This is a genomic window from Rhodococcus sp. SBT000017 (assembly GCF_003688915.1).
Taxonomy (GTDB): domain Bacteria; phylum Actinomycetota; class Actinomycetes; order Mycobacteriales; family Mycobacteriaceae; genus Rhodococcoides.
On the sequence record NZ_REFU01000001.1, the window covers coordinates 3,302,566 to 3,327,008 of the forward strand.

The window sequence follows — 24,443 nt, forward strand, 5'->3', positions numbered from 1 at the left end:
AAAGCTACGACCACAGGGGACGCACTATTCACACCATCAGCCATTCTGAAACTACTCAATTGGCACAGGCGTTGCGGGATCATCAATTTCAGGCAGTGGCACGGGTAGAAGCACGGACGAATCTAGGTTGGCGGACTTACAAAGCCCGCTAAAGTGGGCCCCGTCGATTGTGTACATAAACTCAAAAGCAGCGCGGATCGCAGTCTCTACCTCGTCCGGACTCACGGTTCGATCTGTTGAAGGATCCTCTTCATGCGAATGCGCGTGAACATACCTCGTTAGTCGAAGCCGAAGCGCGTTTGCATCTCCACGATATCCAGCATCATGTAACATTTCGGCCGCATTCCTCATTGCTCCGCCTAGGTCCCCCACCCATTCAGGTCGCTTGAAAGCAAGGAAACTCTCCAACATCCGGCGGACGACATTTGGGAAAAGTAGCTGAGCATCGAGGCGGTTCTCCAACGAGTCGTCGGCCTCGAGTCGCTGCAGCGCCTCCGCCACCGAGATAAATGCATGGTGGTAAGTCGACCGCACCTTATTGCGGACAACTTCAGATGGAGGCCAGCTCCTCAGTACTGGGCTCCGCCTAGGGCTACCTGAAAGAGTTACATGCTTCGACTTTATTTCATAGAAGCAAGCAGAGTATTGTTCCCTAAACCTCCTTCCGCCCCTATGCAACCCTTCAACTTGAATGTCCCACTGACGAAACAGCTCGAAGTTATGCGTCAGAAGTACTAGCTGCGCAATATGGCCCTTGACAATCGCCTCGCTCCAAATGTAGGTCGAAACTCCCATGAATATGTCACTATCTAGACTCGAGACCGGGTCATCAATAATGACAATCGGCTTCCCGCCTGCCGCATCAAACCTTGCAACACATTCAAGAAAATGTACGAGCGTGATAGCGGTTCGCTCCCCGACACTTAGGCCAACAGCTGGTTCGCCAAACCGAGTGACATGGTAATGGCCGTTTACAGCCTCAAATTTTAACTCGCTGCGCCCAAGAAGACGCGCCACCTCCTCAGTCAGCACCCTTGCAGTTGGCGTCGGATCACCTTCGACAGTTTCGAGGGTTCCAATTTCTGTCGCACACTCCCCCAATTCAACTTCGAGCCTTCTAACTTCCAGGAGTTTTTCATCAGCAAAGCCGCGCTGCGTTCCAACTTCAGCCTCGGCTCGCTTCAGGTAGTGTCGTTCCACTTTCTGAGCCGCATCTTGAACAAGCTCTTCGTGACGCCCTGCGCGAGCATTGTGCTCACCACACAAATCGAGGAGCTCACCACAAGTTACAGACGGCACAGATGAAATGGACAGTTCGACCGTGCCGAGAACGTTCAAGGCTTTAGTCTTCACCCGTTCTTTTAGGTGATCAGCCCACGCCTTAAGGTTGGACAATTCGGTCCGAGCATCTTCTGCAGCACGGTCATAGCGCGATCGAAGGTCTTCATAAAACAGCCCCTTGTCCGGAATAGAGTGCACGGCGCGATCGCAGTCTGCAACGATATTTTCAAGTTCGTCGGCGGTACTCTTCAGGACCGCCTGCAACCGTTCAACCTCATTGGAGAAGTGCTTATCAATTAGCGCCTTACGTTCTTCCGACAGGTCCGAGCCACAAAAAGTGCACCGCCCAATCTCCGCGTGCAAGTGGCGGCCAGCGTCTACCCACGCAGTCGCATCAGGCCGCCCAGCGAGAGTATCCAGAATAATAGCACTAGGGGTCGTGGACAATGCATCATGGACTCGCCGCTTGAGATCTTCGGACACCTGGACCAACAAGGCCGGGGTCGGTATTGATTCGGACTTATCCGAATTAATTATGCTTGATACGGCACGAAAATCACCCTCGCTGAGTTCAACCCAATCGCTATGTGATCTGGCGAATACAGTTCGCACGACACCTGCGCTGAAATTGCTCCGGGAGCGCCATCTACCTCCCGCGCGGCTAGCGACATCCACAACTTCCTGGGATACCCGAGCGTAGGCCCGCTCGACAGCACGACGAGCCTCTCGCTCCGCCTCGGCGGCTTCATCACGGAGTCGTGTCTTATCTTGCTGCATAATTCGAAGTCGCGCAAGGCGCTCCTCAGCGTCAACTGGACGTTCCCCAATTGTTAGCACCGCATCCATTTCGGCGGACCCGGAGGTAAACCGATGACTACGTTTTACATAACGCTCACTGAATACATGGACGCGATCGAAAACCGCATCGTCGTTGAAGTTTGTGGACCGTATCACACTCCCGTCGGCGATCGCGACTGACAGTCGGGCAAAACCCTGACCGTCGTCCGCATGACGCAATCCATCGAATGCGTTTGCCAGGGACGTCTTTCCTGCGCCATTATGGCCATAAATAACATTGATACGCCCAAGGTCCGGCAGCGTTGGGTCCCACTTATAGCTCTCGAAAATACCGCAATTCTTAACTTCATCCAGCCTACTGAACATTAAGCACCCCCACTAGCACTTATTCCAAAGAACCGGTCGAAGAAGGCAGCTAGCTTCTGGATCACGCGCTGCTTCTTCTCCCCATGGCCGCCTGCGCTCGCGAATCGAGATGCCGGCGGTAGCACCTTAGTGATTGCAGTACCAGTGGTTCGCAAAGTACCGTCGCGGAACGACACATCGATGAAGTCGCGCGCATTGTCGGCACGGAGATTCTCTTCTTCGATGATCGTGGCCAATTCAGCTTCGCGCCTAGCAGCAATGAACGCCTGCCACTCATCGTCAATAGCACCGTCGACGGATACCGAGTCGACAAAGTCCTCGATAAGGTCTTTCTTGTTGCGAAGAGTAGGGCTGGCGTCGACCGCACGGGAGATTTCGGCACGAATCTCCTTGTCCGCGCCATCGCCACCATGCTCGTCGCGAAACTTGGCGACAAGCATGAGAATGTAGTCGACGTTGATCTCAACTTGCTTGATCAGCTCGACCTCGAAGACGACGTCGTCGTTGATCAGCTCTTTGTCGGCGTCGGAGTCCTTGCGGAACTCGGCGTACAGGTCGAGGTAGACACTGCGGTAGTCCTGCCCTTGGCGCTCGCTAAGGATCTCGTTGCCGGCGAAGTCGTCAAAAGAGGTGAGGATGTTTTCCAGCCGGAGAACCTGCCCGAACAGTGCGATGAACTCCTTTTGCGCAGCCTCACCGACGATCGGTTGTCCGAGCGGGAACGCCAACAGCATCTCGTTCACCTTTTCGGCGTACTGGCCGTAGTACTCCCCGTATGGCTTGAGGATCACCACTCCGCGGGCGTCCTTATTGCCGAATAGCTCCAGCGCCTTGTTGGTGGCGTCCTCGAGGTCGCGGAAAGCTACGATGTTGCCGTAGGTCTTTACCGAGTTCAAGATACGGTTGGTGCGGGAGTAGGCTTGGATCAGGCCGTGCGCGCGCAAGTTCTTATCCACAAACAGGGTGTTCAACGTGGTCGCGTCGAACCCGGTGAGGAACATGTTGACCACGATCACCAGGTCTAATTCGCGATTCTTCAGCCGCTGCGACAGGTCCTTGTAGTAGTTCTGGAATTTGTCGGCGCTGGTGTCGTAGCTGGTGCCGAACATCTCGTTGTAGTCGATGATCGCGTCTTCGAGGGCGGAGCGGGCATCGGTCGGGAGATCGACAGTTTCGAAGCCCTCGTCATCGATGATTCCGTCGTCGACAGCTTCGTTAGCGCCATACGAGTAGATCATCCCGATCTTGAGGCGCTTGTCAGTCGGCAGCTTCTCTTGCTCCCGCTTGAGCACGTTGTAGTAGATCCGTGCTGCCTCAATCGAGGCGGTAGCGAAGATGGCGTTGAAACCGCGCACGCGCTTTCGTTCGCGTACCGCTTCGGCTTGACGACGGGTCCGCGTCGCCTGAGACACATTGGTCACCACGGAGTGCTCGTAGCTGGATGAACGCTTCGTCTTCTGGTCGAAGTGCTCCAGGGTGTACCTAACGATCTCACCGATGCGGCGCTCATCGAGTAGCGCCTTCTCTCGGTCGATCGCCGAGACCTGCTTGTCGTCAGGATTACCGACCTTGATCGTGTTGATGTAATCGATCCGGAATGGCAACACGTTCTTGTCGGTGATCGCGTCAACGATCGTGTAAGTATGCAGCTTCTCGCCGAAGGCCTGCTCAGTGGTCTTGAACTGCGGGTTACCGCCACTGCCGCTGTTTTCGGCGAAAATTGGCGTACCGGTGAAGCCGAACAGGTTGTAGCGCTTGAACGCCTTGGTGATGTCGGCATGCATATCACCGAACTGCGAACGATGGCACTCGTCGAAAATGATCACGACGTGCTCATTAGTAATCGCGTGATTCTTATGAGCCTTAATAAACGTCGAGAGCTTCTGAATCGTCGTGATGATGATCCGGGCAGTCGGGTCTTCGAGCTGCTTCTTCAGCACCGCCGTTGAGGTGTTGGAGTTCGCCGCGCCCTTCTGGAAGCGGTCGTACTCGCGCATCGTCTGATAGTCGAGGTCCTTTCGGTCCACGACGAACAGCACCTTTTCCACGCTCGGCAGTTTCGACGCGAGCTGGGCGGTCTTGAACGATGTCAGCGTTTTGCCCGACCCCGTGGTGTGCCACACGTAGCCGCCGGCTGCGATTGTGCCGAGTTGCTTGTAGTTCGTGGCAATGTCGATGCGCTGCAAGATCCGCTCGGTCGCGACGATCTGGTAGGGACGCATCACGAGAAGTAAACGATCCGCGGTCAGTACGCAGTAGCGGGTCAGGATGTTAAGTAGCGTGTGCTTGGCGAAGAAGGTCTTGGCAAACGATGTGAGGTCCTGGATCGGCTTGTTCTGCGCATCCGCCCACCACGAGGTGAACTCGAACGAATTTGAGGTCTTGCGACCCTTGCCCGGCTTCTGGCCCTCCTTGAGGTGCTGACTGCGCGTGGTGTTTGAGTAGTACTTCGTCAGTGTGCCGTTGCTGATGACGAACAACTGCACGTACTCGAATAGCCCAGAGCCCGCCCAGAAGCTATCGCGCTGGTAGCGATTGATCTGGTTGAACGCCTCGCGAATGTCGACACCGCGCCGCTTGAGCTCGATGTGAACCATCGGCAGCCCGTTTACGAGAACAGTCACGTCGTAGCGGTTTGCGTAGCGCCCGCCAGCGCTCTCCCCCTCAGAAGGGTCGGCGCGTTCCACCTCGTACTGGTTGATTACCTGTAGCCGGTTGTTGTGGATGTTCTGTTTGTCCAGAAGAGTGATGTTCTTCGTCGAACCATCGTCACGTTTGAGGATCTGCACATGATCCTCCTGAATGCGTACCGTCTTCTCAGCGATGCCGTCGTTCTTTCCGGCGATCTTGTTCTCGAAGAAGTCAGTCCATTCTGTATCCGAGAACGTGATGTGATTCAACGCCTCCAGTTGCGCCCGGAGGTTGGCCACCAGCTGCGCCTCAGAGGTGATAGCCAGGTACTCGTAGGCCTGCGACTCCAGTAGCTTGACCAGCTCACGCTCCAGCGAAGCCTCTGACTGGTATGCAGCCTCCGACGGGGCATCCGGCACATACTCGGCGACAACCGTGCTCTCTGCCGAGACGGCGATCGGATCGTACTTGCGTGGCTTCGACTCGCTCATGCCGCGGCCGCCCATCTGAACGTCTTCAGGAACTCCTGAAACTCACCTTTTAGCGCCTCTTTGTACTCTTCAGCCACCTCAGAACTGTCCATATCCGAGAAACGATCATGGCTATAAAGGTTGAGGATCTTCGTCAACAGGACCGCATCGGGCCCGGTCAGTAGGTCACCCCAACCTCCCGAGTGCCCGAGGAAGTTTGCCGTTTTCTCTAGGAGCGCTCGGAACTGATTGAAGTGGCTTCGCTCAATCGCATTCGCAGCGATTGCCGATTGAATGTCTTCGACGATACCCAGATGATAACTGAATGGAGAATCGTTCGATTGCTTCTTCAGTGACCATCCGGCTACCGGTTTATTCTGAAGGACGTACGCTTGGTTCTTCTTTCCACGCAGTGAGTTAAATAGAACATTAAAAAAGAGAGCATGGTGGGTTGCGATCACGAATTTCAGCCCAAGTCCGGATGATCGTTTTACAAGCTCCGCCAAAGCGAGAGCCACTGAAACGATGCGCACATCGTCCATAGATGACACCGGGTCGTCTATGACCGCAAGCGTTATCTGGTCATAGCCAGTTGTAGAACGCAGATCAGGGCTATCACCAAGCGTATCAATTGCTTCGTTCAAAACAGAATAATAGACGCTCCAAACGAATATACTCTCCTCGGCCCGAGATATTTTGATGCCCTCCGCCGAACTATCATCACCTTTGTGTATACCGAAGCTGATCTCGCCGCTCTCGAAATCAATCCTTGGTTCAATTCTGCCGCCAGTGAAGGCTTGGAAGCTATCGACGATCGCAGTATCAAGACCTTGCGTGACGATGGTTTCTAGCAGCTCTGACTTCAGATCCATCTTGAGTACAACTTGCTCGTTATCCCAAGTGAATACGTCCTCCACGAAGGAGTTGTAGAGGACTACGCTCTCCGGATCACGCTCCTTCAGGTACTGAGCTAACCGCGTCTTACCGATTGTATTCGGGGCGTAAATCAGGGCGCTACGCGCATCGGCAAGGCCCGCCAACACATCGGCTGCCAAACTCGCGATTGTTGCATGCTGACTCGTCATCTAGATGGCCTCCTCGAAGGTCAGCAGCTTGTCTCGGTAGTACTCGTACTGCTTACGACGAGCCGCGATCTCAGCAGGAAGACCGACACTAAGATCGTTCACGAGGGCCTCGAAGCTATCCAGCCGACTGACGAGTCGCTCCTTCACCTCAAATGACGGATCAGGGATTGGAATTCGGTTCAGGTTGGCTTTATTCAACTTCGGCTGAGCCGCACCCGAAATATAGGGTGAGAGGTCAATCGAATTCAAGTAGATTTCGACGAAGCGACGTTCTGCATATGTCTCAAATTGCAGTACGTGAGCATGGTTGTTGACCCATGTCTTTCCCGAGATCGAGAACGCAATCGGCGTCGATCGCGCAAGCAGATTCGCTCCGTCCTCAGAAACTAGGAGATAGTCGCCATCGAAAATGAAATCGCTTACGTAGTCGACTACGCCAGACGCGCCGTAATACGGTATCTCTCCCGGAGTTCTAGCATCGCGAGTTACGGGCTTTCGCTTACTATCGAGATTGTGGGCAAGCTCCCCAAGAGGACGCAGTGGAGTCTCGGAGGAAAAATCGAGCAACTTCCCCCTATAGTGTTCATACTGACGGCGGCGCGCTTCCAGCTCTGTTTCCAGCTCTGTTTTTAGCTCTGCTTCCAGCTGAGTGAACTGATCCAATATTCGCACAATCTCCCGCTGGACCTCCAAAGGCGGCGCAGGAATTCGAATCTTGGCAAGCGCCGCACCGGACACGCGCCGAACTTTTGTACCGGAGACGAACGGCCGCTTCTGAGACTGGAACTGTTCCGTTCGGAAAAAATACGACACATAGCGCGGATCGAGACTGTGCCGGTAGATGTATGCGTCACCACTCAAAGCGACGTTTGTGTCACCTAGCCATGCTGTTGCTTTGGCAACTGCTTCGTCATCTTCACTTGTAGTCGCGATCAGCAGGTCCCCCGGATTGGCCTGCCGTAGCTTTGACGCTGTGTCGGCCGAAGTGAAAGATTTTGTCGATTCAGCCCATACACCATAGTGGGTATGGATTTGGCCATAGTGTACAGCGGGAAATCCCTCGTCGGTCAAGTCTTTCTTCTGAAGACCGTTGCCCCGAATGAACTCCCCCAAGTCACCAAGCGGCCTAAACCTAACCCCCTCCGGCGCTAGTTCAGCAACCAAGTTATCGATACGGCTCACAGCTCTGGCCTCACAATTCTGCGGATATCGTAGAGCGCCTCAGAAACTGACGTCAAACGACTAGTGAAGTCATCGAGAAAGCCATCCGTTACTTCGAAGTACTTGTTCTTGGCGTCGACACGACGATGTAAAATTTGAACTCCAGAGGGGCTGGTGATTGGGTAGGAATGAACAAAGTCGGAGCGTTCAGTATTCAACCGTTCAAACTCTGATGCAGCTCGGTTTGCTGGCTCAGAAATATCAGCACCGGTCCACTTCTTCACCACGCCGCGGAAGGTGTCAAGCACCTTCCCAGACATCATTCCCTGAAGGCAAGTGCGATCAGCATACGGGTCGAGATAAGTGATGATCTCCGTCATGAAGCTATTAATCGAAGCAAACCCGTATAGTGCTGCACCTAGACGGTAGAGATATGCATCATCAGCGGGAAGTGCAATCCGCGTGTTCTGCCTAATTGCCTCTACCTGACTCATTCGGCTCTCTCCAGATCAGCCACGATCTCATCGATGCACGTGCGAAGCTGTTGCTGCCGGACGACAATCCGACCGATCTCGGCGTTCAGTTCGGTGATGTCTACGATCTCACGGAGATCTTCTTGGTCGACGTAGCTAGATACCGCGATATTGTAGTCGTTAGCTGCAATATCTTCATTCGCCACGAGCTTCGCGACATGGTCGGCATCTACACGAGCCGCAAGGGTGTCGAGGATGCGATCCTGGTTCTCCGGAAGTAGCTTGTTCTTGTTACCGAGGCGCTTGAACTCTGCCGATGCATCAACGAACAACACGCTACTGTCCGACTTGGACTTCTTGAGCACGATTATGCAGGTGGCGATCGTGGTACCAAAGAACAGATCTGGCGGCAGCTGAATCACCGCGTCAACGTAGTTGTTGTCGATCAGATACTTTCGGATCTTCGCCTCGGCACCACCACGGTAGAGCACACCTGGGAACTCAACGATCGCCGCGGTCCCATTCACTGCCAGCCACGACAGGATGTGCATGGTGAAGGCCAAGTCAGCTTTAGACTTCGGGGCAAGTACGCCCGCCGGGGCGAATCGTTCGTCGTTGATCAGCAGTGGGTTGGCGTCACCCTCCCACTTGATCGAGTAGGGCGGATTGGAGACGATCGCTTCGAACGGCTCGTCATCCCAGTGCGCAGGATCGGTAAGCGTGTCACCGTGGGCGATGTTGAACTTCTCGTAGTTCACGTCATGCAGGAACATGTTGATACGGGCGAGGTTGTAGGTGGTCAGGTTGATTTCCTGGCCATAAAACCCGCCGACGTTCTCCTTGCCGAGCACCTTGGCAAACTTGAGCAGTAGAGATCCTGAACCGGCAGCAGGGTCGTAGACCCGGTTGACCCGCTTCTTGCCCACCACAGTAATCTTTGCGAGTACTTCAGAGACTTCCTGCGGCGTGTAGTACTCACCACCTGATTTGCCGGCCTGAGATGCGTACATCTGCATGAGATATTCGTAGGCATCGCCGAACAGGTCGATCGAGTTGTCCTCGAAGTTGCCGAGCGGTAAATCTCCGATGGCGTCGAGCAACTTGACCAGCTTCTCGTTGCGCCTAGCGACAGTGTTCCCGAGCTTAGAGCTGTTGACGTCGAGGTCGTCGAACAGTCCCTTGAGGTCGTCCTCGCTGTCAGAGCCGACAGCCGAACCTTCGATGTTCTTGAAGACTCGCTCAAGTGTCTCATTTAGGTTGGCGTCTCGCGCAGCACGCTCACGGACGTTTTGGAAGAGCTCAGACGGCAGGATATAGAAGCCTTTCTCGTCGACCGTATCTTTGCGTCCGAACTCAGCATTTGCATCGTCGAGCTTTGGGTAGTCGAAGTCTGTATCTCCGGCTTCATGTTCTAGACTGTTCAAGTAGGCGGTGAGATTTTCGGAAATGAACCGGTAAAACAACATTCCGAGCACATAAGTTTTGAAGTCCCAACCATCGACACTTCCACGAAGATCATTGGCAATTCGCCAGATGGTCTTGTGCAACTCTGCCCGCTGAGCTTCTTTTGATGTCGGCGACATTTCTTCTCCTCTGCCTCTTAAGGCCACTTAACAATCGTGTTGTTCACATTTTAGCACTAAATTGAAGGGATATACCATGACCCACGTCTGGTGCATGCACAAAGTAGCAGCCGACGCTGCCCGGCACGCGCGATGATGGCGCATTGATGACTTCGAAAGTTGGATCTATCTACTAAAGATGTCGCGCGGAACCTCCCACGTGAACTCCTCTCGATGCGGCTTATTGTCGTCGAACCAGAAACTAACGCCCTGCCGGAAGACTGATACCGCCATACGCTTACCGCCAACCAGAGGAAGATTATCAACACGAACCAGCTGCGTGGATTGCTTCCCAAATTTTAGCGTCAGAAGTTTAAGCGTGGGCGGGAGCGGGATTGGTAGCTGGAGCTGTATTCCTGCCTCGATCGAGAAGGCCCCTCTTGGGATGTCGATATTCCGCCACTCCGGCGTGAGTTCCGCCAACGGACCACCCAACTCACTATATTCTTTGTCTACTTGGTCTTGTGCGTCATTGACCCCGTAGACACTTACGCACTCCCCCCTTAAGGACTCATGCCCTGCCCAATATATGCGCATCGCGACAACAGGGCTTCCGTCGATTTCTCCTGCTTTGACAAAGTCGATACTTACGAAGTGCATTGCGCGAGCACCCGACATATAGCTGGCATCAACAAGGAGCTGAGCTAGCGGCACCATCCCCCTATTGCTCCATTCGCGGATGGTGCGTTGGTCACGATCGAGTATTTCTCCAGCCTCAGTAAGACGGTTTAACACATCGAGAGACTCAGAAAAGACGGTTAGGCGTGCTGCCTCGACATACTTGCTACTTGAGCCTGCCTTTGAAATTTCGCGCAACCATACCCACGCGTCTCGAGCGTTTGTCTGACTCGCGAGCCCATAGAGCGCCGGATAATTGACCAGAAGTTCCGGGACGATCTTCCCTCTTTCGCTGCGCAGTGTGCGTAGCTCTGAGACGACCGCCATGACCAGCTCGGGGTCGCGGGTACCCACTTCAGACTCTTCGGGCATGGCCAATTTCATCACTTTTGCTTCACGACTGCACCGGGGGTCTCGCTGTCTCATGGTTCGTAGCTGGCATCGCCGGCTTCACCCACTACGAGAGGAAGAGTCATGTCGACCCTTCAGCCCTACGGCCATCACCTCACCCCGTCCCCGTCCACCGCTGGCGGACGCCTGGCCCGCCAGACTGCTCGCGATCTGGCCGCCATCAACCATTCAACTCAGATCAGCACTGCTCGGGTCGCCGCAGCCGGCGAGGTCCAGCAGGCTCGCGTCGATGCCGTGGCTCGTACTGGCGCGTACGCGATGCAGCAGGTTGCGCTGTTGGCTCAGATGCAGCAGCAGCTTGCACTTGCGGCCCCGGCCGCATCCGGGGACCTGGACTTCATCAAGTCGATGACGACTATCGGCATCGGCCAGGTTGTCGCTGACACCAGCCGGGCGGTGAATCGATGATCTCCACCCTAGTGGTTGTCGCTGCCGTCATCGCAGTGCTGGCGGCGCTGTTCATCGCATGGTGCCTGATCGATGAGAGCGACGAGATTGACCGTCAGCTCGAGAACGCCCGCATCAACCGAGAGCGGCAGATCGCCGAAGCCCGGATCAACCACCTGACCTTATCCGCGCTTCAGCAGATGACCGCTGCTGCCGCACCGCACAGCGCGTTCTGTCAGTGCGCCCGCTGCGTCCGACCTGGAGGCCAGTCATGACCAACCCGACGCCCGACTTCGACATCGTAGAGATCCGAGTGCAGTCGGACTATGTCTCTACCGAAGATGTCGACCGAGCCAGGTGCAATCTGACGGAGTGGGTATTTAGCTCGGCGACCTCGAAGGCCTCAGCGTGCGGGTTCAACTGGACACCAAGGCCAGACGCACCCTCGACCTATCCGGAGCTGCGTGCTGCATTCTCCCACTCGATGGAGTCGGGAGATCCACTCGCCGTGTCGTCGGAGAACTCGACCTCGGTCATCTTGAGCTCGTGCGACGCCAACTTCGCCTGGCGGTTCGTCCACGACGTTGCTCACGTCGAGAGAGGCCTCAGCTTCTCTCTCGCCGATGAGTACGAGCTGGCGTTGTGGCACCTGTCTGAGCTCGAACGAGATGGGTTTAGTCCAGACGGTTTGGAGTACGCGTTCCTCAAAGCCGACACACTCGGACAAGTCACCATCAACGCAGTTGCCAAGCGGTTCCCAGTCGACCAGGAGCTGTTCGATCTGGAATGCCAGCAGTTCGGATTCGAACAGGGTGTCCTGCGCGAACTGCGCCGAGAATCACCATGAGCGACGGTCCTGGCGGTCTCGGCAACCGGTTCGTCAACCTGTGTGTCTCACTCCTAGTCGGCGCAATGGCGCTCTACGGCGCGGTCTACATCCTTCGCGAGATCTGGGTGCCGCTCACCATCGCCATCGCTATTGCCGCAATTATCGGCGGATCGGCCACACTGATCTATCGACATTTCCGTCGCTGGTAGATCGAATAGAGCCAAGTTCCATTCGCTGTTGTGGAATGCGCAGCGCGTATTGACCGCTGCATTCGTGCAGCGCATAGTAGGGATATGGCCGCTGCATTTGTGCAGCACACCCAGTCGCCATTCCAATTATCACGTAACCACCGAAAGGAGGGTGTATTCACCATGCCCAAAAAACACTCGCGTAAAGCTCAACCACTGAAGCGCGGAAGAGATCGGCAGATACGGATCCGAGGCCAGCTTCGTCCTGATCCGGATCTGAGACGGATGGCACGCACGATGGTTGCCATTGCCATCGCGCAGGCCGAGAAAGAGGCGCAGGAAGAGACCGAGCACCGCGCCGAACGCCAGGAGGCCGGTGATGAATGAGACTGCTCGGCTGGTCTTCTCCAGCTTGTCGATCCCCGCCCCGCTACCGATCGAGTCCGCTCACGCCGCCGTGGTCGCACTGGCAGGTATCAGCGGACAGCCGCAGATCATCATCGAGGTACGCGGAAGCAATCACCGCGTGCAATGGCGCGTCGGGATGCCAGTTCGTCATCGACACCAAGTGATCGAGGTGCTCAAGACTCACCTGCCGGGCCTTATCGTCGACGAACCGCAGCCGTTACCATCCGGTTCGCGGGGAGATGTCGCAGCGCGGCTCCGGGTTCGATCCCACGCTGGGGTCGATGGCCCGCTGGCTCACGAGTCCACCGAATCGGTAACGCGAGGGCTTCTCGGTGCGCTTGCCACCGCCGGTCAGCATGAACGGGCATACCTGCAGGTAGTGCTGGGGCCCCGGAGAGCGCCCCGGGTGCCTCCTGAGCAACTGCGAGGGGATAAGCGCGTGCACGTTGCTGTCAAGCTTCGTGAGTTTCGCTTCGACTGCGCCATACGCATAGCCGCGTCGGCCGCCGACGACGACAGGGCCCGCCGGCTAGTAGACCGAGTCATCACCGCCGCGCGGGGCTTGAACTCCCCGAGCGCGCAGTTCACCGCTACGCGTACCACGACCGCACAGTTCGACCGTGCCCGCGCGCCATGGTTTTGGACTTCAACACTGAGTACCAGCGAAGTAGTCGCGCTGACCGCGTGGCCCATCGCGCGACGTGACGCCGCTCCACTCCCCGGAGTGCCGTCGCGACATCCGAAGCTGCTCCCGACCCAGACGAGCACACCAATGCAGGGTCGAGTATTCGGGTTATCAACCATGCAGCCAGACCGCCCCATCGCGATCTCAGTCCGCGACACGCTCTCCGGGGTATCCATCACCGGTCCAACCGGCGTTGGCAAGTCAAACCTGCTCGGCCAGTTTGCACTGGCGGATATCGCCGCTGGTCGTGGCGTCGTGGTGATAGATCCCAAGGGGGATCTCATCGACGACATCGTGGTTCGTGCTGACGAGTCGAGACTCGATGACATCGTCATTGTCGATGCCACGGATTCAGCGCCAATCGGTATCAATGGACTCGTCGGTGACATCGATCCCGATCTAGCTGCCGACACCATCCTGGGGGTTTTCCACTCCCTCTGGGCAGACGCATGGGGTCCGCGGACTCAGGATGTCTTGCACGCCAGTCTCCTCACTCTCGCTCGGCGAGGTGACGCATCAATCGCAATGTTGCCACTACTGCTCACTAATCCAGGTTTTCGGCGATCTATCGTCGGCAAAGTGGCCCGTGAGGATCCGATGGGTCTCGGTGGATTCTGGGCCTGGTGGGAGAGTCTCAGCGACAGTGAACAGGCACAGGCCACTGCCCCATTGCTGCGCCGAGTTCGCCCGATCCTCCTACGTCCCGGCTTGCGCGGCATCCTCGGCCAGCGCCGACCGAGATTCGATCTGGCCGACATCTTCACCAAGCGCCGCATCCTGCTGGTGAGCTTGGAGAAGGGCAAGATCGGCCCCGAAGCTGCCGCGCTTCTTGGCTCGCTCATCGTCTCGCAGCTGTGGACCGCCACCCTGGCGCGAGCCGCACAGTCGCCGAAGAATCGGCACCCGGTCACTATCCTGATCGACGAGGTCCAGGACTACCTCCGGCTCCCTGGCGACATCGGTGACGCACTCGCCCAGGCTCGCGGCCTCGGAGTCGGCTACACACTCGCACACCAGCATCTCGGCCAGCTTCCGAAGTCGATCCGTGACGCCATCACGGCGAACGCCAGGACGCGCATCGCCTTCCAGCTGAGCCATCCCGACGCCCGCGAGTTCGCCAGCCTAACGAGCGGCCAGCTCGAACCTGCGGACTTCGAAGCGCTACACGCCTACCAGGCGTACGCCCAGATCTTGCACCAGAACACCCCGGGACCGTGGGTCAGCGTCACCACTACGGAGATGCCCGATCCCGTCCGGTCTGCTGGCATCGTCCGCCAGCGCTCCCGCGAGCGCTACGGCCAGCCGCTCACCGAAGTCGAAGCCGATCTGCTGTCGCTGACCGAGCGCAAGACGACCCGCGAGACATTCGGCCGCACCAAGCGATCCGATACCGAAGGTGGCTCGTCATGACCAGCTACACCCCAGGACAGGGCATTCCGCCCGCCATTCCGTCCGGCTCATCCGACATCGCTTCGTCAATGCAGGTAGGGCGTGAATCTGCGCGTGATCGGGGGACGAATACTCCGTCGACAAGGTCGACGGAGAGCACCCGAGGGCTGCAGCCAGGCAACCAACGCCGCCGAGTGGACCGCGATGAGCTCAGCCGCATCAACGAGGCCATGCCGGAGCGTGACCGTGAAGTTCTTCGCCATATCGATGAGCACCGCTACCTCACTACACACCAGATCCAGTCCTTCGCGTTCACCGCTCACGGCAGCGCTGAATCGGCTGCCCGCACCGCACGCTATGTCCTGGCTCGGCTAGATCGGCTCGCCTTGATTCGCTCCCTCCCGCGACGAGTAGGTGGGGTCCGAGCGGGGAGTGCCGCACGCATCTGGCAACTGGCCCCGGCCGGTGCTCGACTACTTCGAGACGAGGGGCAGACCTATCGCACCCACGAACCGTCTCTGCGCTTCCTGCAGCACTGCTTGGCGGTCGCCGACGTTCACCTCGGTCTACGTCAACTAACGAGCCTCGAGAGCGTCGAAGCGATAGACGTGGCCACCGAACCACACTCGTGGCGGCGGTACACCGGGCCTGGTGGCGAACGCCGCCTACTGCAGCCCGACCTGGCGAGCATCATTCGGACGCGCGACTTCGTCGATCGCTGGTTCCTTGAAGTCGACCTCGGTACCGAATCGCTGCCGACCGTGCTGAAGAAATGTGGTCAGTATGAGACCTACCGATCTAGCGGTATTGAGCAGGACACCCATCACGCCTTCCCACTGGTGGTCTGGATCTTCACGAACCCGACGCGAGCCGAAAAGGTGAAGTCCTCGATCCTGCGGTCCCCCCGGCTCACGCCCGAGCTGTACCGATTGGAGACGATGGACGGCTTCGCGACCAGGGCGCAGGAGTGGCTGCAATGAGCGGTCCACCACGAAACCAGATTCTGATCGGTGACGCACTCGCCCACTTGGAGGAGCTGCCTGACGCAAGCATTGACTGCGTCATCACCAGCCCGCCGTACTTCCGACTGCGCGATTACGGTCACGACGACCAACTTGGCCTTGAATCGCACGTCGATACCTGGGTTACTCAACTACGCGCTGTACTTGCTGAGTGCGCTCGCGTGCTCGTGCCGACAGGAACTCTGTGGCTCAACCTCGGTGACACCTACAGCACCCACCGCCGAGAAGGCGCTGATCGCAAGAGTCTCCTGCTCGGCCCGGAGCGTCTAGCGCTCCAGCTACTCGCTGACGGCTGGACCATCCGCAACAAGGTCGTCTGGACCAAGACAAACACAGTGCCGTCCAGCGTGCGCGACCGGCTCACCGCCTCGCACGAGGTCATCTACCTGCTGACACGTTCACCCCGCTACTACTTTGATCTCGACGAGATCCGTATCCCCCACGTCTCAAGACCACCACGCCGGTCATCTAGACCGGTAAGCCGCACCGAGAGGGCGGGGCGCGGACCCAACACCCACAGCGATCGTGGTCTGCTCGACCTGAGAGCGAGCGGGCGAGTCGGCCATCCACTCGGAAAGAACCCCGGGGACGTCTGGGCAATGAGTGTCAGCAACTTCCGTAGCAGTCACATCGCGACGTACCCCGAAGCGCTCGTCCGCCGGGCTGTCCTAGCCGGCTGTCCACGCTTGCGGTGCTCCCGCTGCCAATCTCCCTGGATCCGCCAGCTCGTCCGACGTGGCGACCACGCTCGCCGAAAACCACCACGACCAAGCTGCAGTTGCGATGCTCCCGCCGAGCCTGGACTGGTCCTCGACCCGTTTATCGGATCAGGCACCACCGCCGTCGTGGCCGCCCGCACCGGACGCGACTGGCTGGGTATTGAGATTAACCCCGGCTATGCGGCCATTGCCGAAGAACGGATTCGAACCGGACTGCAGCACAAGACAACTACATCTACGAAACGAAAGGAGGTGCAATGAAAAATGAACACAATAGCAAACCGCACCATGAAAGCGAATCCCGCGAACTCCACCCACACATCTGGATCGGCAGCCTGGCCGACTACAACGCCGGACGGCTTCACGGGGAGTGGCTCGATGCCGCTGTCGACTCGATCGACCTCCAGGCGGCCGTCAACCGAATCCTGGCTAGCTCTCACGAACCAGACGCCGAAGAGTGGGGCATTTTTGACTACGACGACTTCGGTGACTTCCAAGTCGGCGAATACGAAGCGCTCGATCAGGTCGCCGCCGTTGCTCAAGGCATCGTTAAGTACGGCCCGGCTTTCGCTTCCTGGGCTGAGATTCACGACGGCAACCCCGACATGCTTGCTCAGTTTGAAGACTGCTTCATGGGCACCTACGAGTCGCCCGCTGCCTGGGCCCGAGAAGTAATCGAAGGTAGTGACATTGAGGTGACTCTCGACCGCGAGATACCTGCGGACCTCCGAGCGTACATCCAGTTTGACTACGACGGGTTCGCCTACGACGCCAGGCTCAGCGGAGACATTCACATTGAGGACGCTCCCGCAGGCAGTGTCTGGATCTTCCGGGTGATCTGACACGTTCGGTCACCCGTCGTCGAGAGACTGCGGCCGCACCAGTGAGCAAAATACTCACCGGCCGCACCACCTCGAAGACGGTGACCGGAGCACCCGGAGAAGACCTTCAGAAAGGAGTAGGAGACTCATGAAAACCCTGGCAATTCGTCTCGAAGACGAACAGCACGCGCGGTTGTCGATCCTGGCCAAGCTCAGCGGCGTATCGCTCACGGACACCATCCGCGAGGCGATCGAAAGTCGCATCGCCACGCTAGCAGCCGACCCAGAGATCGCAGCCAAGGCCGAAGCGCTGACTGCCGAAATCGATCGTGAAGCCGCCGAACAACGTGACGCCATCGCCACCCTGTTCGGTACCGGCAAGCGTACGACGTCGCGCGGGCGTCAGTCCGCGGAGTGAGTCACCCGCACACCAGGGAGTCAGGTCGAGCTGCAGCCAGCAGCTCCCTGACTCCCGGAAAAACCCTCGGACGAACTCGCAGAGGTAAGGACAACCTCGCAGAATTCTACAACAATTTCAGTACTGCATTTATGCAATTTAGGGAATAGAATAGGAATAAGACAACGAAAGATTCGGAGAATAACCATCATGACCAACACCACTAAAGCAGCCAAACTGGGAAAGGTCCTCAAGGAGCGTAGGAACAAACTTGAGTTGACCATAAAAGAAGTCGCTCGCCGCTCCGGCATGACTGACTCCAACGTCCTTCGCATCGAGCGTGGTGACATCCCCCAGCCGAGACCTGAGACCTTGAAATCATTGGCAGACGTACTGGGGCTGGAGCTCTCCGACCTGTTCAACCTCGTGGGATACGTTCAGCCAAAAGCACTTCCCAGCTTCTCCCCCTACCTTCGCAGCAAGTATTCCGACCTTCCAGAATCTGCCGCAAAAGAAGTGGAAGCCAGTTTCGCGAGAATTGCTGCGAGACACGGATATGACCCAAATGGACCACACAACGGAGAAGACGAAAGAGAATAAATCAAAGCCCGCTACGAAAGGAGGCTTATCATGACAAATACTTACAAACCATCAATTCTGACAAGCCTCCGGGCTGTGATCCCACAGCGCGAGGTGAGCTTCCTCGAAGCACTACAAACCGCTGAGATCCAGGCCGCTAAGCTAGCTGACCTGATCGGTGATGAGCGCGGCATCCTCGAGCACCACATCACCGGGTTGCCCCGCATCGTCGTGATCCGTGAATCCATCCCCGTTTCCGGCATGAGCTACTGGAACGGCCGGCATTGGGTAATTGTGCTCTCCGGCAGGGAGCCCTCCGTTCGCCAGCGCTTCACACTGCTGCACGAGTTCAAGCACATCGTCGACCATGGCTATACAGGCCATCTCTACCGGACTACCGACAGGAAGACAGCGGCCGAGCAGGCCGAAGCTGCTGCCGACTACTTCGCAGGCTGTGCTCTCGTATCTAAACGGTCACTCAAGGCCGCGTGGGGCAACGGCATTCAGCGCGTCGCCGATCTGGCATCCCACTTTGGCGTCAGCGAACCAGCCATCCGTGTCCGTCTCGCGCAGACAGGGCTCGACAAGACAGACGATGCACCTCTGGCAAGCCGCTGCGCCCGACCTATCCACACCGAGCACTACGACCGCCAGAGGTTCATCCGTGCACCACGATCAACCCCACGAAGGAGCTACGCATGACCCCCACACCCCCACTCGGGATCAAGCCGCTGGCGGTTCACTACCTCCGCGTCAGTACCAAGGACCAAGCTGAGCGAGGTGGGGAGACCGAGGGCTTCTCAATTCCCGCCCAGCGTGAGGCCTGCCTCCGCAAAGCCCAGTCCCTGGACGCAGTGACCGTCGCAGAATTCGTCGATGCCGGCGAGAGCGCCCGCTCAGCCAATCGCCCGGAACTGAAGAAAATGCTCGACTACGTCAAGGCGCACAAAATTCAGTACGTCATCGTGCACAAGATCGATCGCCTGGCTCGCAATCGAGTTGACGACGTCGAGATCAACCTTCAGCTGACATCCGTCGGCGCTCAGCTCGTTTCTTGCTCGGAGAACATCGACGAGACACCCAGCGGAATGCTGCTTCACGGCATCATGAGTTCAATCGCGGAGTTCTACAGCCGCAACCTGGCTACCGAATCCCGCAAGGGCATGCTCCAAAAGGCGAAGGGCGGCGGGACTCCAGGCATGGCGCCGTTCGGCTTCCTCAACATCCGCACCCGCACTGAAGATGGTCGAGAGGTGAAGACGGTCGTCATAGACCCCGAGCGAGGCCACTGGGTCACCTGGATGTTTGAACGCTACGCAACCGGTGAGTGGACAGCCGGAATGATCAAAGATGAGTTCGACAAGCGCGGCGTCACAACGGTCACTCGGCCAAACCGACCCAGCCGGCCGATCGCCCACTCGCACATCACGTCAATGCTCCAGAACCGCTACTACACGGGTGCTGTGCGGTTCGAAGGAGTCGAGTATCCCGGCAATCACCCGGCACTCGTCAGCGAAGCGCTTTTCGCCGAAGTGCAGCGCGTTCGTGAAGCCCGCCACCAAAGCCGTGAGAAGCCGCGGGTACACAATCACTACCTGAAGGGTTCGGTTTACTGCGGGCAGTGTGGCGAGCCTCTGACGTTCGAGAAGACCCGTAACCGCGCTGGCAATATCTACGACTACTTCTATTGCCTCGGCCGTCAGCGGCTCAAGAACGGCTGCACATTCCGCGCCATCCAAGCACCCCACCTCGAGGACCTGGTGACCGCGCATTGGCAAACCGTGACGATCGACGAACAGCAGGCCAGCACCGTGCGTGCGCTCATCCTCGACCACATGCGCGTCCTACTGCCCGATGCGGCCGAGACGCGACAAGTCGCGACCGACCGACTCCAGCAGCTCGAACGAGAGAGCCGCAAGCTCCTCGAAGCGTTCTACGCAGATGCAATCGGCACGGTTGAACTCCGCGCGGAGCAAGCACGCATTGCGGCTGAACGCGCCGAGGCAGAAGCAAAGCTCGGCGAGTTCGACCTCCAGGAATCACATCTCACCGCCAAATTGGAAAGCTGCCTGGAGATTCTGGGAGACGCACACCGGCATTACCAACTTGCCGACGCTAAGTCGCGTCGAGACCTCAACCAAAGCATCTTTAAGCACCTCTACGTCCACGACGACGACATCGTGGCCAGCGACCTGACCCCGGCCTACCAGCTGCTCATGAACGATGATCTAGCGGCGACGCTGGCGGCCGAACGGAAGCGGGAGCAAAAACCGATCGTTAGAACCAGTGACCTGATTAACGCAACAGAGGTCCCCGATCGATTCGACAGAGGCGCTGAACTGGCCGGTCGGGACCTACCGTCCCGCACCCGTAGAACCGCCCCAGACGACCGAATCCCAGGATTTCTCACCATCGAGCGACCCAGGGGTGCGATGTCATGGGAAAACGAAAGAACCACGGCCCCTGAGGACCGTGGTTCTAACATCATTTCTTTGGTAGCGGGGACAGGATTTGAACCTGCGACCTCTGGGTTATGAGCCCAGCGAGCTACCGAGCTGCTCCACCCCGCGTCGGGTATCCACCACGCTACATGCCAATTCGGCAGTCTCCCAATCGCCAGGTCAGCCGCACGCTCTACGGTTCCGAAGTATGCCCACCGCACTTTCTCCCGTCCTGACCTTTCCGCACGACGCCGTTGCGCAGATCACGCTGAGCAACCCGCCGGTCAATGCGCTGACCCGTCCGGCGACGCGGCGACTGCGCGCCGTCCTTCTCGAGCTGGCCGAAAGTGCCGCGGTTCGGGCGATCGTTCTCACCGGCGACCGGGTGTTCAGTGCCGGCTCGGACATATCCGAGATGCCCGAGATGCAGGACGGCGGTGACGTGCTCGCCCGCAAGAGCAATCTCGAGAACGCCACCCTCGAGTTGCTCGACGATCTGCCGCTGCCCACGGTGGCGGCAATCGACGGATTCGCGTTGGGCGGCGGCCTCGAGCTCGCGCTGTGCTGCGACCTCGTCGTCGCCGACGAAGGGGCTCGACTCGGACTCCCGGAAATCGACCTCGGAGTTATCCCCAGCAGTGGCGGGTCCATGCGTGCGTTGCGGCGGGTGGGTCAGGCACGCGCCGCCGAACTGGTGCTGCTCGGCGAGCCCGTCTCGGCCGAGACTGCTCTTCGGTGGGGCCTGATCAATCGGGTCGCTCCGCGCGGACAGTCGTTGTCGGTGGCACTGGGCTTGGCGCAGGCGCTGGCTCGCAAGTCCCGCACGGCCGTGCATGCGAACAAGCGTGCCCTCGCGCTCACGTTCGGCGAGTTCCCCGGCCTACCGGCACGACGGGCATTGCCGGTGTTCGAGGAGGCGTTCGAGTCGGCGGACGGCCGGGAAGGCGTGCGCGCCTTTCTGGCCAAGGAGTCACCGAAGTTCGGCTGAGCGACGCTTCGCGAGAATCGTTGCACCGGTGACGATCTCCCATCCGATGATGGTGTAGACCGAGATGCGTTCGAATGTTCCGCCGCCGAGGATTCCGGTGTCGGCGAGAAACAGGGCCAGCCCCACCAGGCCGGCCACTCCTGCAGTCGCACTGCCCACGGTGTACCAACGCGGCGCGCCGACGCGGCCGCCGTATCGGCCTGCGGCCAGCAGCACCAGATTGCCGCCGACGATTGCCATACCTGCACCCACCGCATGAGGCGTCGAGGCTCCGTCGACCGACGCATGGGCGAGCCCGACGACGATGCTGCCGACACCGTGCACAACGGAGGTGCCGGCCACGATCCAGCGCGCGCGGCCCTCGAAGAGCACCGACAGTCCCAGCCCCGCCAGGACGAACAACGTGCCGTCGACGATGAAGCCGGTGTTCATCACCGTGTGCAGCGGTGAGATGTCCGGGATCCCCAGGTCGCTGATGTTGTTGCGGGCGTAGCTGTACGGCCGGTCCGTCCAACCGAGCGCGGCGACGGCCTCGGCGGCCAGATAGGTCACCCCGCCGACGAGAAAGGCCCCAGCTGCCAGGACGGTAGTTCTCTTCACGACTGCAGTATCCACTGCGCTCACCTCGATGGGTCATTCCGCAGGCTCCACTCCCGGTCCCAAGGGTCATTCCGCAGGCTCCACTCCCGCGACCCCGATACACCCGGCGTGTACCGATTGGTACAGTACCGGCTCATGAGCGATCGCCACGACGTGGTGCCGGTACTCGCAGGGGTGTTCCGCGACCACGGATTCGACGGGTCGACCCTCGCGGTCATCAGCAAACAGACCGGCCTGGGGAAAGGCAGCCTCTACCACTACTTTCCGCGGGGCAAGCAGGAGATGGCCGAGGCCGTCCTCGACGACGTCGAGCAGTGGTTCCACCACAACGTGTTCGAGCCGTTGCGACACGGGACCGATGCCGCGTCGACCACCCACGAGATGTTCGAGCAGACCGCGCGATACTTCCGGTCCAACCGTCTGGTGTGCCTGTTCGGAGCGTTCACACTCGGTCTCGAACGGGCGGTGTTCTCGGGCCGCGTCGCAGCGCATTTCACCCACTGGATCGACGCACTCACTCCGGTACTGCGCCGTCTGGGTCACGGCGAATCCGCAGCCGACCTTGCCGAGGAGATCGTGGCCGGAATTCAGGGCGCGTTCGTGCTCTCACGTGCCTCCGGCGATGCAACGCGGTTCGATCGACTGTTGGCGCGCCTGGAAGCCTCGGCTGCGCGCGTGCCTGCGGGAGTGCACGTATGACGCCCAAGCCCCTGACGCCCAAGCCCGCACCCGAGCTGAAAACGTTCGGGGTACGAGAACTGCTGCGGCTCATCGTCATCGGGTCGGTGTTGGCGTACTTCCAATTCGTCGCAATCGGCCGTTGGGTGCGCGCGCCACGGCGCGGGTGGCCGCTGCACGCCTCGGAGGCCGTCGTCGACGCCTTCTTCGTTCTCGGTCCCACCTTCGTCAAGGTCGGCCAGTTGATGGGGTCCTCACCAGGGCTGTTTCCCAAGGTCCTCGCCGACACCTGCCTGCGCTGCCTCGACGAGGTGCCACCGTTCCCCGGGTCGCAGGCGCGAGCTGTGATCGAGGCCGATCTGGGCCGCGGAATCGACGACCTGTTCTCCTCGTTCGACGACGTGCCGCTCTCGTCCGCCTCGGTCGCTCAGGTGCATCTGTGCGTGCGCCGCGACAACGGCCGTGAAGTGGTCATGAAGGTGCAGCGGCGAGGCATCTACCACCGCATGAAGATCGACCTGCGTATCGCGTACCTCGTCGCCCGCGGACTCGAGAAGTTCATTCCGTTCTTCGCCACGGCCAACGCGTCGGCGATCATCGTCGACCTGCACGCTGCCACCTTCGCCGAACTCGACAGCGCCGTGGAAGCCAAGCGTCAGGACAGCTTTCGCGCGGCCATCAGCGCGTTCGGCGACAACGCCCACGTCACCGCGCCCGAGGTGTTTCTCGACTACTGCGGCGGGCGCGTCATCTGTATGGAGCGCATGCACGGCTCCCCACTCGACCGCTACGAGCCGGGTGAGCAGTCCGAGCTGATCGTCCGCCGCGCCGCCAAGGTATGGATGGAAGCCCTTGTGCTGCACGGCCTGTTCCACGGCGACGTGCATGCGGGCAACGTGTGGGTCCTCGACGACGGCAGGGTGGCGTTCCTCGACTTCGGAGTGATGGGCGAGATGGACGAGCAGTGGCGCGCGCTGCTGCTCGATCTGTTCCACGCCACCGTGATCGACGGCGACTTCACCCGGCTCGCCGGCACGGTGAAGCGTCTGGGAATCGTTGCCCCGCAGATGGGTTCGGACGCCGAGGTCGGCGCGATCCTACAGTCGGTGTTCGCTCCGATGCTCTCGGCAACCCTCGCGCACTTCAGCCTGGCGGACTTCATTCGAGCGCTGGTGAGCATGGGCAAGCAGTACAAGACGTCGAGCCCGGAGGAATTGATCCTGGTGGCCAAGCAGCTCGGCTACTTCGAGCGATACGCCATCGAGCTCGCACCGAACTGGGCGCTCGGGACCGATCCGTTCGTGTTCAAGAACGTCTTCCCTGCAGAGATCGCAGCCCTGGCCGAGGCAAGGGGCGTCGAGCTGCCGGAGTGAACCGGCAGCTCGACGCGGTGTCA

General features: G+C 58.9%; 25 protein-coding genes and 1 tRNA gene. 16 read left to right on the plus strand and 10 right to left on the minus strand.

Annotation, left to right across the window (positions count from 1 at the left end):
* Window positions 1-51 precede the first annotated feature (51 nt).
* The 7 genes from AYK61_RS15355 to AYK61_RS15385 all read right to left on the minus strand — a co-directional run bounded on the left by AYK61_RS15355 (window position 52) and on the right by AYK61_RS15385 (window position 10,889).
* Window positions 52-2,445 carry an AAA family ATPase gene (locus AYK61_RS15355; protein WP_121871422.1) on the minus strand — a complete coding sequence of 798 codons (2,394 nt, stop codon included), beginning with the start codon at window positions 2,443-2,445 and terminating at the stop codon, window positions 52-54.
* Window positions 2,445-5,567: a type I restriction endonuclease subunit R gene (locus tag AYK61_RS15360; protein WP_121872779.1), complete on the minus strand. Its 3,123-nt coding sequence runs from the start codon at window positions 5,565-5,567 to the stop codon at window positions 2,445-2,447. The genes AYK61_RS15355 and AYK61_RS15360 overlap by 1 nt, the downstream gene beginning before the upstream one ends.
* Window positions 5,564-6,631 carry an anticodon nuclease gene (locus AYK61_RS15365; protein ID WP_121871423.1) on the minus strand — a complete coding sequence of 356 codons (1,068 nt, stop codon included), beginning with the start codon at window positions 6,629-6,631 and terminating at the stop codon, window positions 5,564-5,566. The genes AYK61_RS15360 and AYK61_RS15365 overlap by 4 nt, the downstream gene beginning before the upstream one ends.
* Window positions 6,632-7,813, minus strand: a complete 1,182-nt coding sequence (locus AYK61_RS15370) for a restriction endonuclease subunit S (protein WP_121871424.1) — start codon at window positions 7,811-7,813, stop codon at window positions 6,632-6,634.
* On the minus strand, window positions 7,810-8,286 hold the full coding sequence (locus AYK61_RS15375) for a hypothetical protein (RefSeq protein ID WP_121871425.1): 477 nt from the start codon (window positions 8,284-8,286) through the stop codon (window positions 7,810-7,812). Before AYK61_RS15375 ends, AYK61_RS15370 begins: the two co-directional genes overlap by 4 nt.
* Complete coding sequence (locus AYK61_RS15380; RefSeq protein ID WP_121871426.1) at window positions 8,283-9,848, minus strand: type I restriction-modification system subunit M; 1,566 nt, start codon at window positions 9,846-9,848, stop codon at window positions 8,283-8,285. Before AYK61_RS15380 ends, AYK61_RS15375 begins: the two co-directional genes overlap by 4 nt.
* A 165-nt stretch (window positions 9,849-10,013) precedes the next feature.
* Window positions 10,014-10,889 (minus strand): hypothetical protein, encoded by an 876-nt coding sequence (locus AYK61_RS15385; RefSeq protein ID WP_121871427.1) that lies wholly within the window; start codon window positions 10,887-10,889, stop codon window positions 10,014-10,016.
* Between the two features lie 90 nt (window positions 10,890-10,979).
* Between AYK61_RS15385 and AYK61_RS15390 the strand changes: the two genes are divergently transcribed.
* From AYK61_RS15390 to AYK61_RS27050, 5 genes are all read left to right on the plus strand, one after another.
* Complete coding sequence (locus tag AYK61_RS15390; RefSeq protein WP_121871428.1) at window positions 10,980-11,324, plus strand: hypothetical protein; 345 nt, start codon at window positions 10,980-10,982, stop codon at window positions 11,322-11,324.
* Window positions 11,321-11,578, plus strand: a complete 258-nt coding sequence (locus tag AYK61_RS15395) for a hypothetical protein (protein ID WP_121871429.1) — start codon at window positions 11,321-11,323, stop codon at window positions 11,576-11,578. The genes AYK61_RS15390 and AYK61_RS15395 overlap by 4 nt, the downstream gene beginning before the upstream one ends.
* Before the next feature lie 209 nt (window positions 11,579-11,787).
* Entirely contained in the window at window positions 11,788-12,150 is a 363-nt protein-coding gene (locus AYK61_RS27930; RefSeq protein ID WP_259468076.1) for a hypothetical protein, read from the plus strand.
* Complete coding sequence (locus tag AYK61_RS15405) at window positions 12,147-12,341, plus strand: hypothetical protein (protein ID WP_121871431.1); 195 nt, start codon at window positions 12,147-12,149, stop codon at window positions 12,339-12,341. Before AYK61_RS27930 ends, AYK61_RS15405 begins: the two co-directional genes overlap by 4 nt.
* A gap of 84 nt (window positions 12,342-12,425) precedes the next feature.
* The gene (locus AYK61_RS27050; protein WP_147458338.1) at window positions 12,426-12,707 is read left to right on the plus strand and encodes a hypothetical protein; all 282 of its coding nucleotides are present in this window, start codon (window positions 12,426-12,428) and stop codon (window positions 12,705-12,707) included.
* A 238-nt stretch (window positions 12,708-12,945) separates the two neighbouring features.
* On the opposite strand, the gene AYK61_RS27345 is transcribed toward AYK61_RS27050, so the two are convergent.
* Complete coding sequence (locus AYK61_RS27345; protein WP_183130296.1) at window positions 12,946-13,086, minus strand: hypothetical protein; 141 nt, start codon at window positions 13,084-13,086, stop codon at window positions 12,946-12,948.
* 906 nt (window positions 13,087-13,992) lie between these two features.
* On the opposite strand from AYK61_RS27345, the gene AYK61_RS27055 reads away from it, so the two are divergent.
* The 8 genes from AYK61_RS27055 (at window position 13,993) to AYK61_RS28285 (ending at window position 20,877) form a co-directional block, all read left to right on the plus strand.
* Complete coding sequence (locus AYK61_RS27055) at window positions 13,993-14,823, plus strand: type IV secretory system conjugative DNA transfer family protein (protein ID WP_147458339.1); 831 nt, start codon at window positions 13,993-13,995, stop codon at window positions 14,821-14,823.
* Window positions 14,820-15,782: a replication-relaxation family protein gene (locus AYK61_RS15415; protein ID WP_121871433.1), complete on the plus strand. Its 963-nt coding sequence runs from the start codon at window positions 14,820-14,822 to the stop codon at window positions 15,780-15,782. Before AYK61_RS27055 ends, AYK61_RS15415 begins: the two co-directional genes overlap by 4 nt.
* Window positions 15,779-16,804 carry a site-specific DNA-methyltransferase gene (locus AYK61_RS15420; RefSeq protein ID WP_183130297.1) on the plus strand — a complete coding sequence of 342 codons (1,026 nt, stop codon included), beginning with the start codon at window positions 15,779-15,781 and terminating at the stop codon, window positions 16,802-16,804. The genes AYK61_RS15415 and AYK61_RS15420 overlap by 4 nt, the downstream gene beginning before the upstream one ends.
* Complete coding sequence (locus tag AYK61_RS15425) at window positions 16,801-17,385, plus strand: antirestriction protein ArdA (protein WP_121871435.1); 585 nt, start codon at window positions 16,801-16,803, stop codon at window positions 17,383-17,385. Before AYK61_RS15420 ends, AYK61_RS15425 begins: the two co-directional genes overlap by 4 nt.
* A gap of 127 nt (window positions 17,386-17,512) precedes the next feature.
* Window positions 17,513-17,782, plus strand: coding sequence for a DNA-binding protein (locus AYK61_RS15430; protein WP_121871436.1), 270 nt, complete (start codon window positions 17,513-17,515; stop codon window positions 17,780-17,782).
* 189 nt (window positions 17,783-17,971) lie between these two features.
* Window positions 17,972-18,361: a helix-turn-helix domain-containing protein gene (locus AYK61_RS15435; RefSeq protein ID WP_121871437.1), complete on the plus strand. Its 390-nt coding sequence runs from the start codon at window positions 17,972-17,974 to the stop codon at window positions 18,359-18,361.
* A 30-nt stretch (window positions 18,362-18,391) separates the two neighbouring features.
* Window positions 18,392-19,042 (plus strand): ImmA/IrrE family metallo-endopeptidase, encoded by a 651-nt coding sequence (locus AYK61_RS15440; protein ID WP_121871438.1) that lies wholly within the window; start codon window positions 18,392-18,394, stop codon window positions 19,040-19,042.
* Window positions 19,039-20,877, plus strand: coding sequence for a recombinase family protein (locus tag AYK61_RS28285; protein ID WP_397485481.1), 1,839 nt, complete (start codon window positions 19,039-19,041; stop codon window positions 20,875-20,877). The genes AYK61_RS15440 and AYK61_RS28285 overlap by 4 nt, the downstream gene beginning before the upstream one ends.
* On the opposite strand, the gene AYK61_RS15455 is transcribed toward AYK61_RS28285, so the two are convergent.
* Window positions 20,834-20,910 (minus strand) — tRNA-Met (locus AYK61_RS15455). The two genes, AYK61_RS28285 and AYK61_RS15455, sit on opposite strands and share 44 nt — an antisense overlap.
* Before the next feature lie 79 nt (window positions 20,911-20,989).
* Here AYK61_RS15455 and AYK61_RS15460 point away from each other — a divergent pair.
* On the plus strand, window positions 20,990-21,769 hold the full coding sequence (locus AYK61_RS15460) for an enoyl-CoA hydratase/isomerase family protein (RefSeq protein WP_121871439.1): 780 nt from the start codon (window positions 20,990-20,992) through the stop codon (window positions 21,767-21,769).
* Here AYK61_RS15460 and AYK61_RS15465 read toward each other — a convergent pair.
* Window positions 21,752-22,369, minus strand: a complete 618-nt coding sequence (locus AYK61_RS15465) for a DUF998 domain-containing protein (protein ID WP_183130298.1) — start codon at window positions 22,367-22,369, stop codon at window positions 21,752-21,754. The genes AYK61_RS15460 and AYK61_RS15465 overlap by 18 nt on opposite strands.
* 135 nt (window positions 22,370-22,504) lie before the next feature.
* On the opposite strand from AYK61_RS15465, the gene AYK61_RS15470 reads away from it, so the two are divergent.
* Window positions 22,505-23,068, plus strand: coding sequence for a TetR/AcrR family transcriptional regulator (locus tag AYK61_RS15470; RefSeq protein WP_183130299.1), 564 nt, complete (start codon window positions 22,505-22,507; stop codon window positions 23,066-23,068).
* Entirely contained in the window at window positions 23,065-24,420 is a 1,356-nt protein-coding gene (locus tag AYK61_RS15475) for an AarF/ABC1/UbiB kinase family protein (protein WP_121871441.1), read from the plus strand. The genes AYK61_RS15470 and AYK61_RS15475 overlap by 4 nt, the downstream gene beginning before the upstream one ends.
* The last annotated feature ends 23 nt before the right edge of the window (window positions 24,421-24,443 follow it).

Excerpts from the sequence above, each read along its gene's own strand:
- AYK61_RS15355 (WP_121871422.1), bottom strand. The coding sequence starts at position 2,445 with ATGTTCAGTAGGCTGGATGAAGTTAAGAATTGCGGTATTTTCGAGAGC.
- AYK61_RS15360 (WP_121872779.1), bottom strand. The coding sequence starts at position 5,567 with ATGAGCGAGTCGAAGCCACGCAAGTACGATCCGATCGCCGTCTCGGCA.
- AYK61_RS15365 (WP_121871423.1), bottom strand. The coding sequence starts at position 6,631 with ATGACGAGTCAGCATGCAACAATCGCGAGTTTGGCAGCCGATGTGTTG.
- AYK61_RS15375 (WP_121871425.1), bottom strand. The coding sequence starts at position 8,286 with ATGAGTCAGGTAGAGGCAATTAGGCAGAACACGCGGATTGCACTTCCC.
- AYK61_RS15380 (WP_121871426.1), bottom strand. The coding sequence starts at position 9,848 with ATGTCGCCGACATCAAAAGAAGCTCAGCGGGCAGAGTTGCACAAGACC.
- AYK61_RS15385 (WP_121871427.1), bottom strand. The coding sequence starts at position 10,889 with ATGAAATTGGCCATGCCCGAAGAGTCTGAAGTGGGTACCCGCGACCCC.
- AYK61_RS15390 (WP_121871428.1), top strand. The coding sequence starts at position 10,980 with ATGTCGACCCTTCAGCCCTACGGCCATCACCTCACCCCGTCCCCGTCC.
- AYK61_RS15395 (WP_121871429.1), top strand. The coding sequence starts at position 11,321 with ATGATCTCCACCCTAGTGGTTGTCGCTGCCGTCATCGCAGTGCTGGCG.
- AYK61_RS27930 (WP_259468076.1), top strand. The coding sequence starts at position 11,788 with ATGGAGTCGGGAGATCCACTCGCCGTGTCGTCGGAGAACTCGACCTCG.
- AYK61_RS15405 (WP_121871431.1), top strand. The coding sequence starts at position 12,147 with ATGAGCGACGGTCCTGGCGGTCTCGGCAACCGGTTCGTCAACCTGTGT.
- AYK61_RS27050 (WP_147458338.1), top strand. The coding sequence starts at position 12,426 with ATGGCCGCTGCATTTGTGCAGCACACCCAGTCGCCATTCCAATTATCA.
- AYK61_RS27345 (WP_183130296.1), bottom strand. The coding sequence starts at position 13,086 with ATGCTGACCGGCGGTGGCAAGCGCACCGAGAAGCCCTCGCGTTACCGA.
- AYK61_RS15415 (WP_121871433.1), top strand. The coding sequence starts at position 14,820 with ATGACCAGCTACACCCCAGGACAGGGCATTCCGCCCGCCATTCCGTCC.
- AYK61_RS15420 (WP_183130297.1), top strand. The coding sequence starts at position 15,779 with ATGAGCGGTCCACCACGAAACCAGATTCTGATCGGTGACGCACTCGCC.
- AYK61_RS15425 (WP_121871435.1), top strand. The coding sequence starts at position 16,801 with ATGAAAAATGAACACAATAGCAAACCGCACCATGAAAGCGAATCCCGC.
- AYK61_RS15430 (WP_121871436.1), top strand. The coding sequence starts at position 17,513 with ATGAAAACCCTGGCAATTCGTCTCGAAGACGAACAGCACGCGCGGTTG.
- AYK61_RS15435 (WP_121871437.1), top strand. The coding sequence starts at position 17,972 with ATGACCAACACCACTAAAGCAGCCAAACTGGGAAAGGTCCTCAAGGAG.
- AYK61_RS15440 (WP_121871438.1), top strand. The coding sequence starts at position 18,392 with ATGACAAATACTTACAAACCATCAATTCTGACAAGCCTCCGGGCTGTG.
- AYK61_RS28285 (WP_397485481.1), top strand. The coding sequence starts at position 19,039 with ATGACCCCCACACCCCCACTCGGGATCAAGCCGCTGGCGGTTCACTAC.
- AYK61_RS15460 (WP_121871439.1), top strand. The coding sequence starts at position 20,990 with ATGCCCACCGCACTTTCTCCCGTCCTGACCTTTCCGCACGACGCCGTT.
- AYK61_RS15470 (WP_183130299.1), top strand. The coding sequence starts at position 22,505 with ATGAGCGATCGCCACGACGTGGTGCCGGTACTCGCAGGGGTGTTCCGC.
- AYK61_RS15475 (WP_121871441.1), top strand. The coding sequence starts at position 23,065 with ATGACGCCCAAGCCCCTGACGCCCAAGCCCGCACCCGAGCTGAAAACG.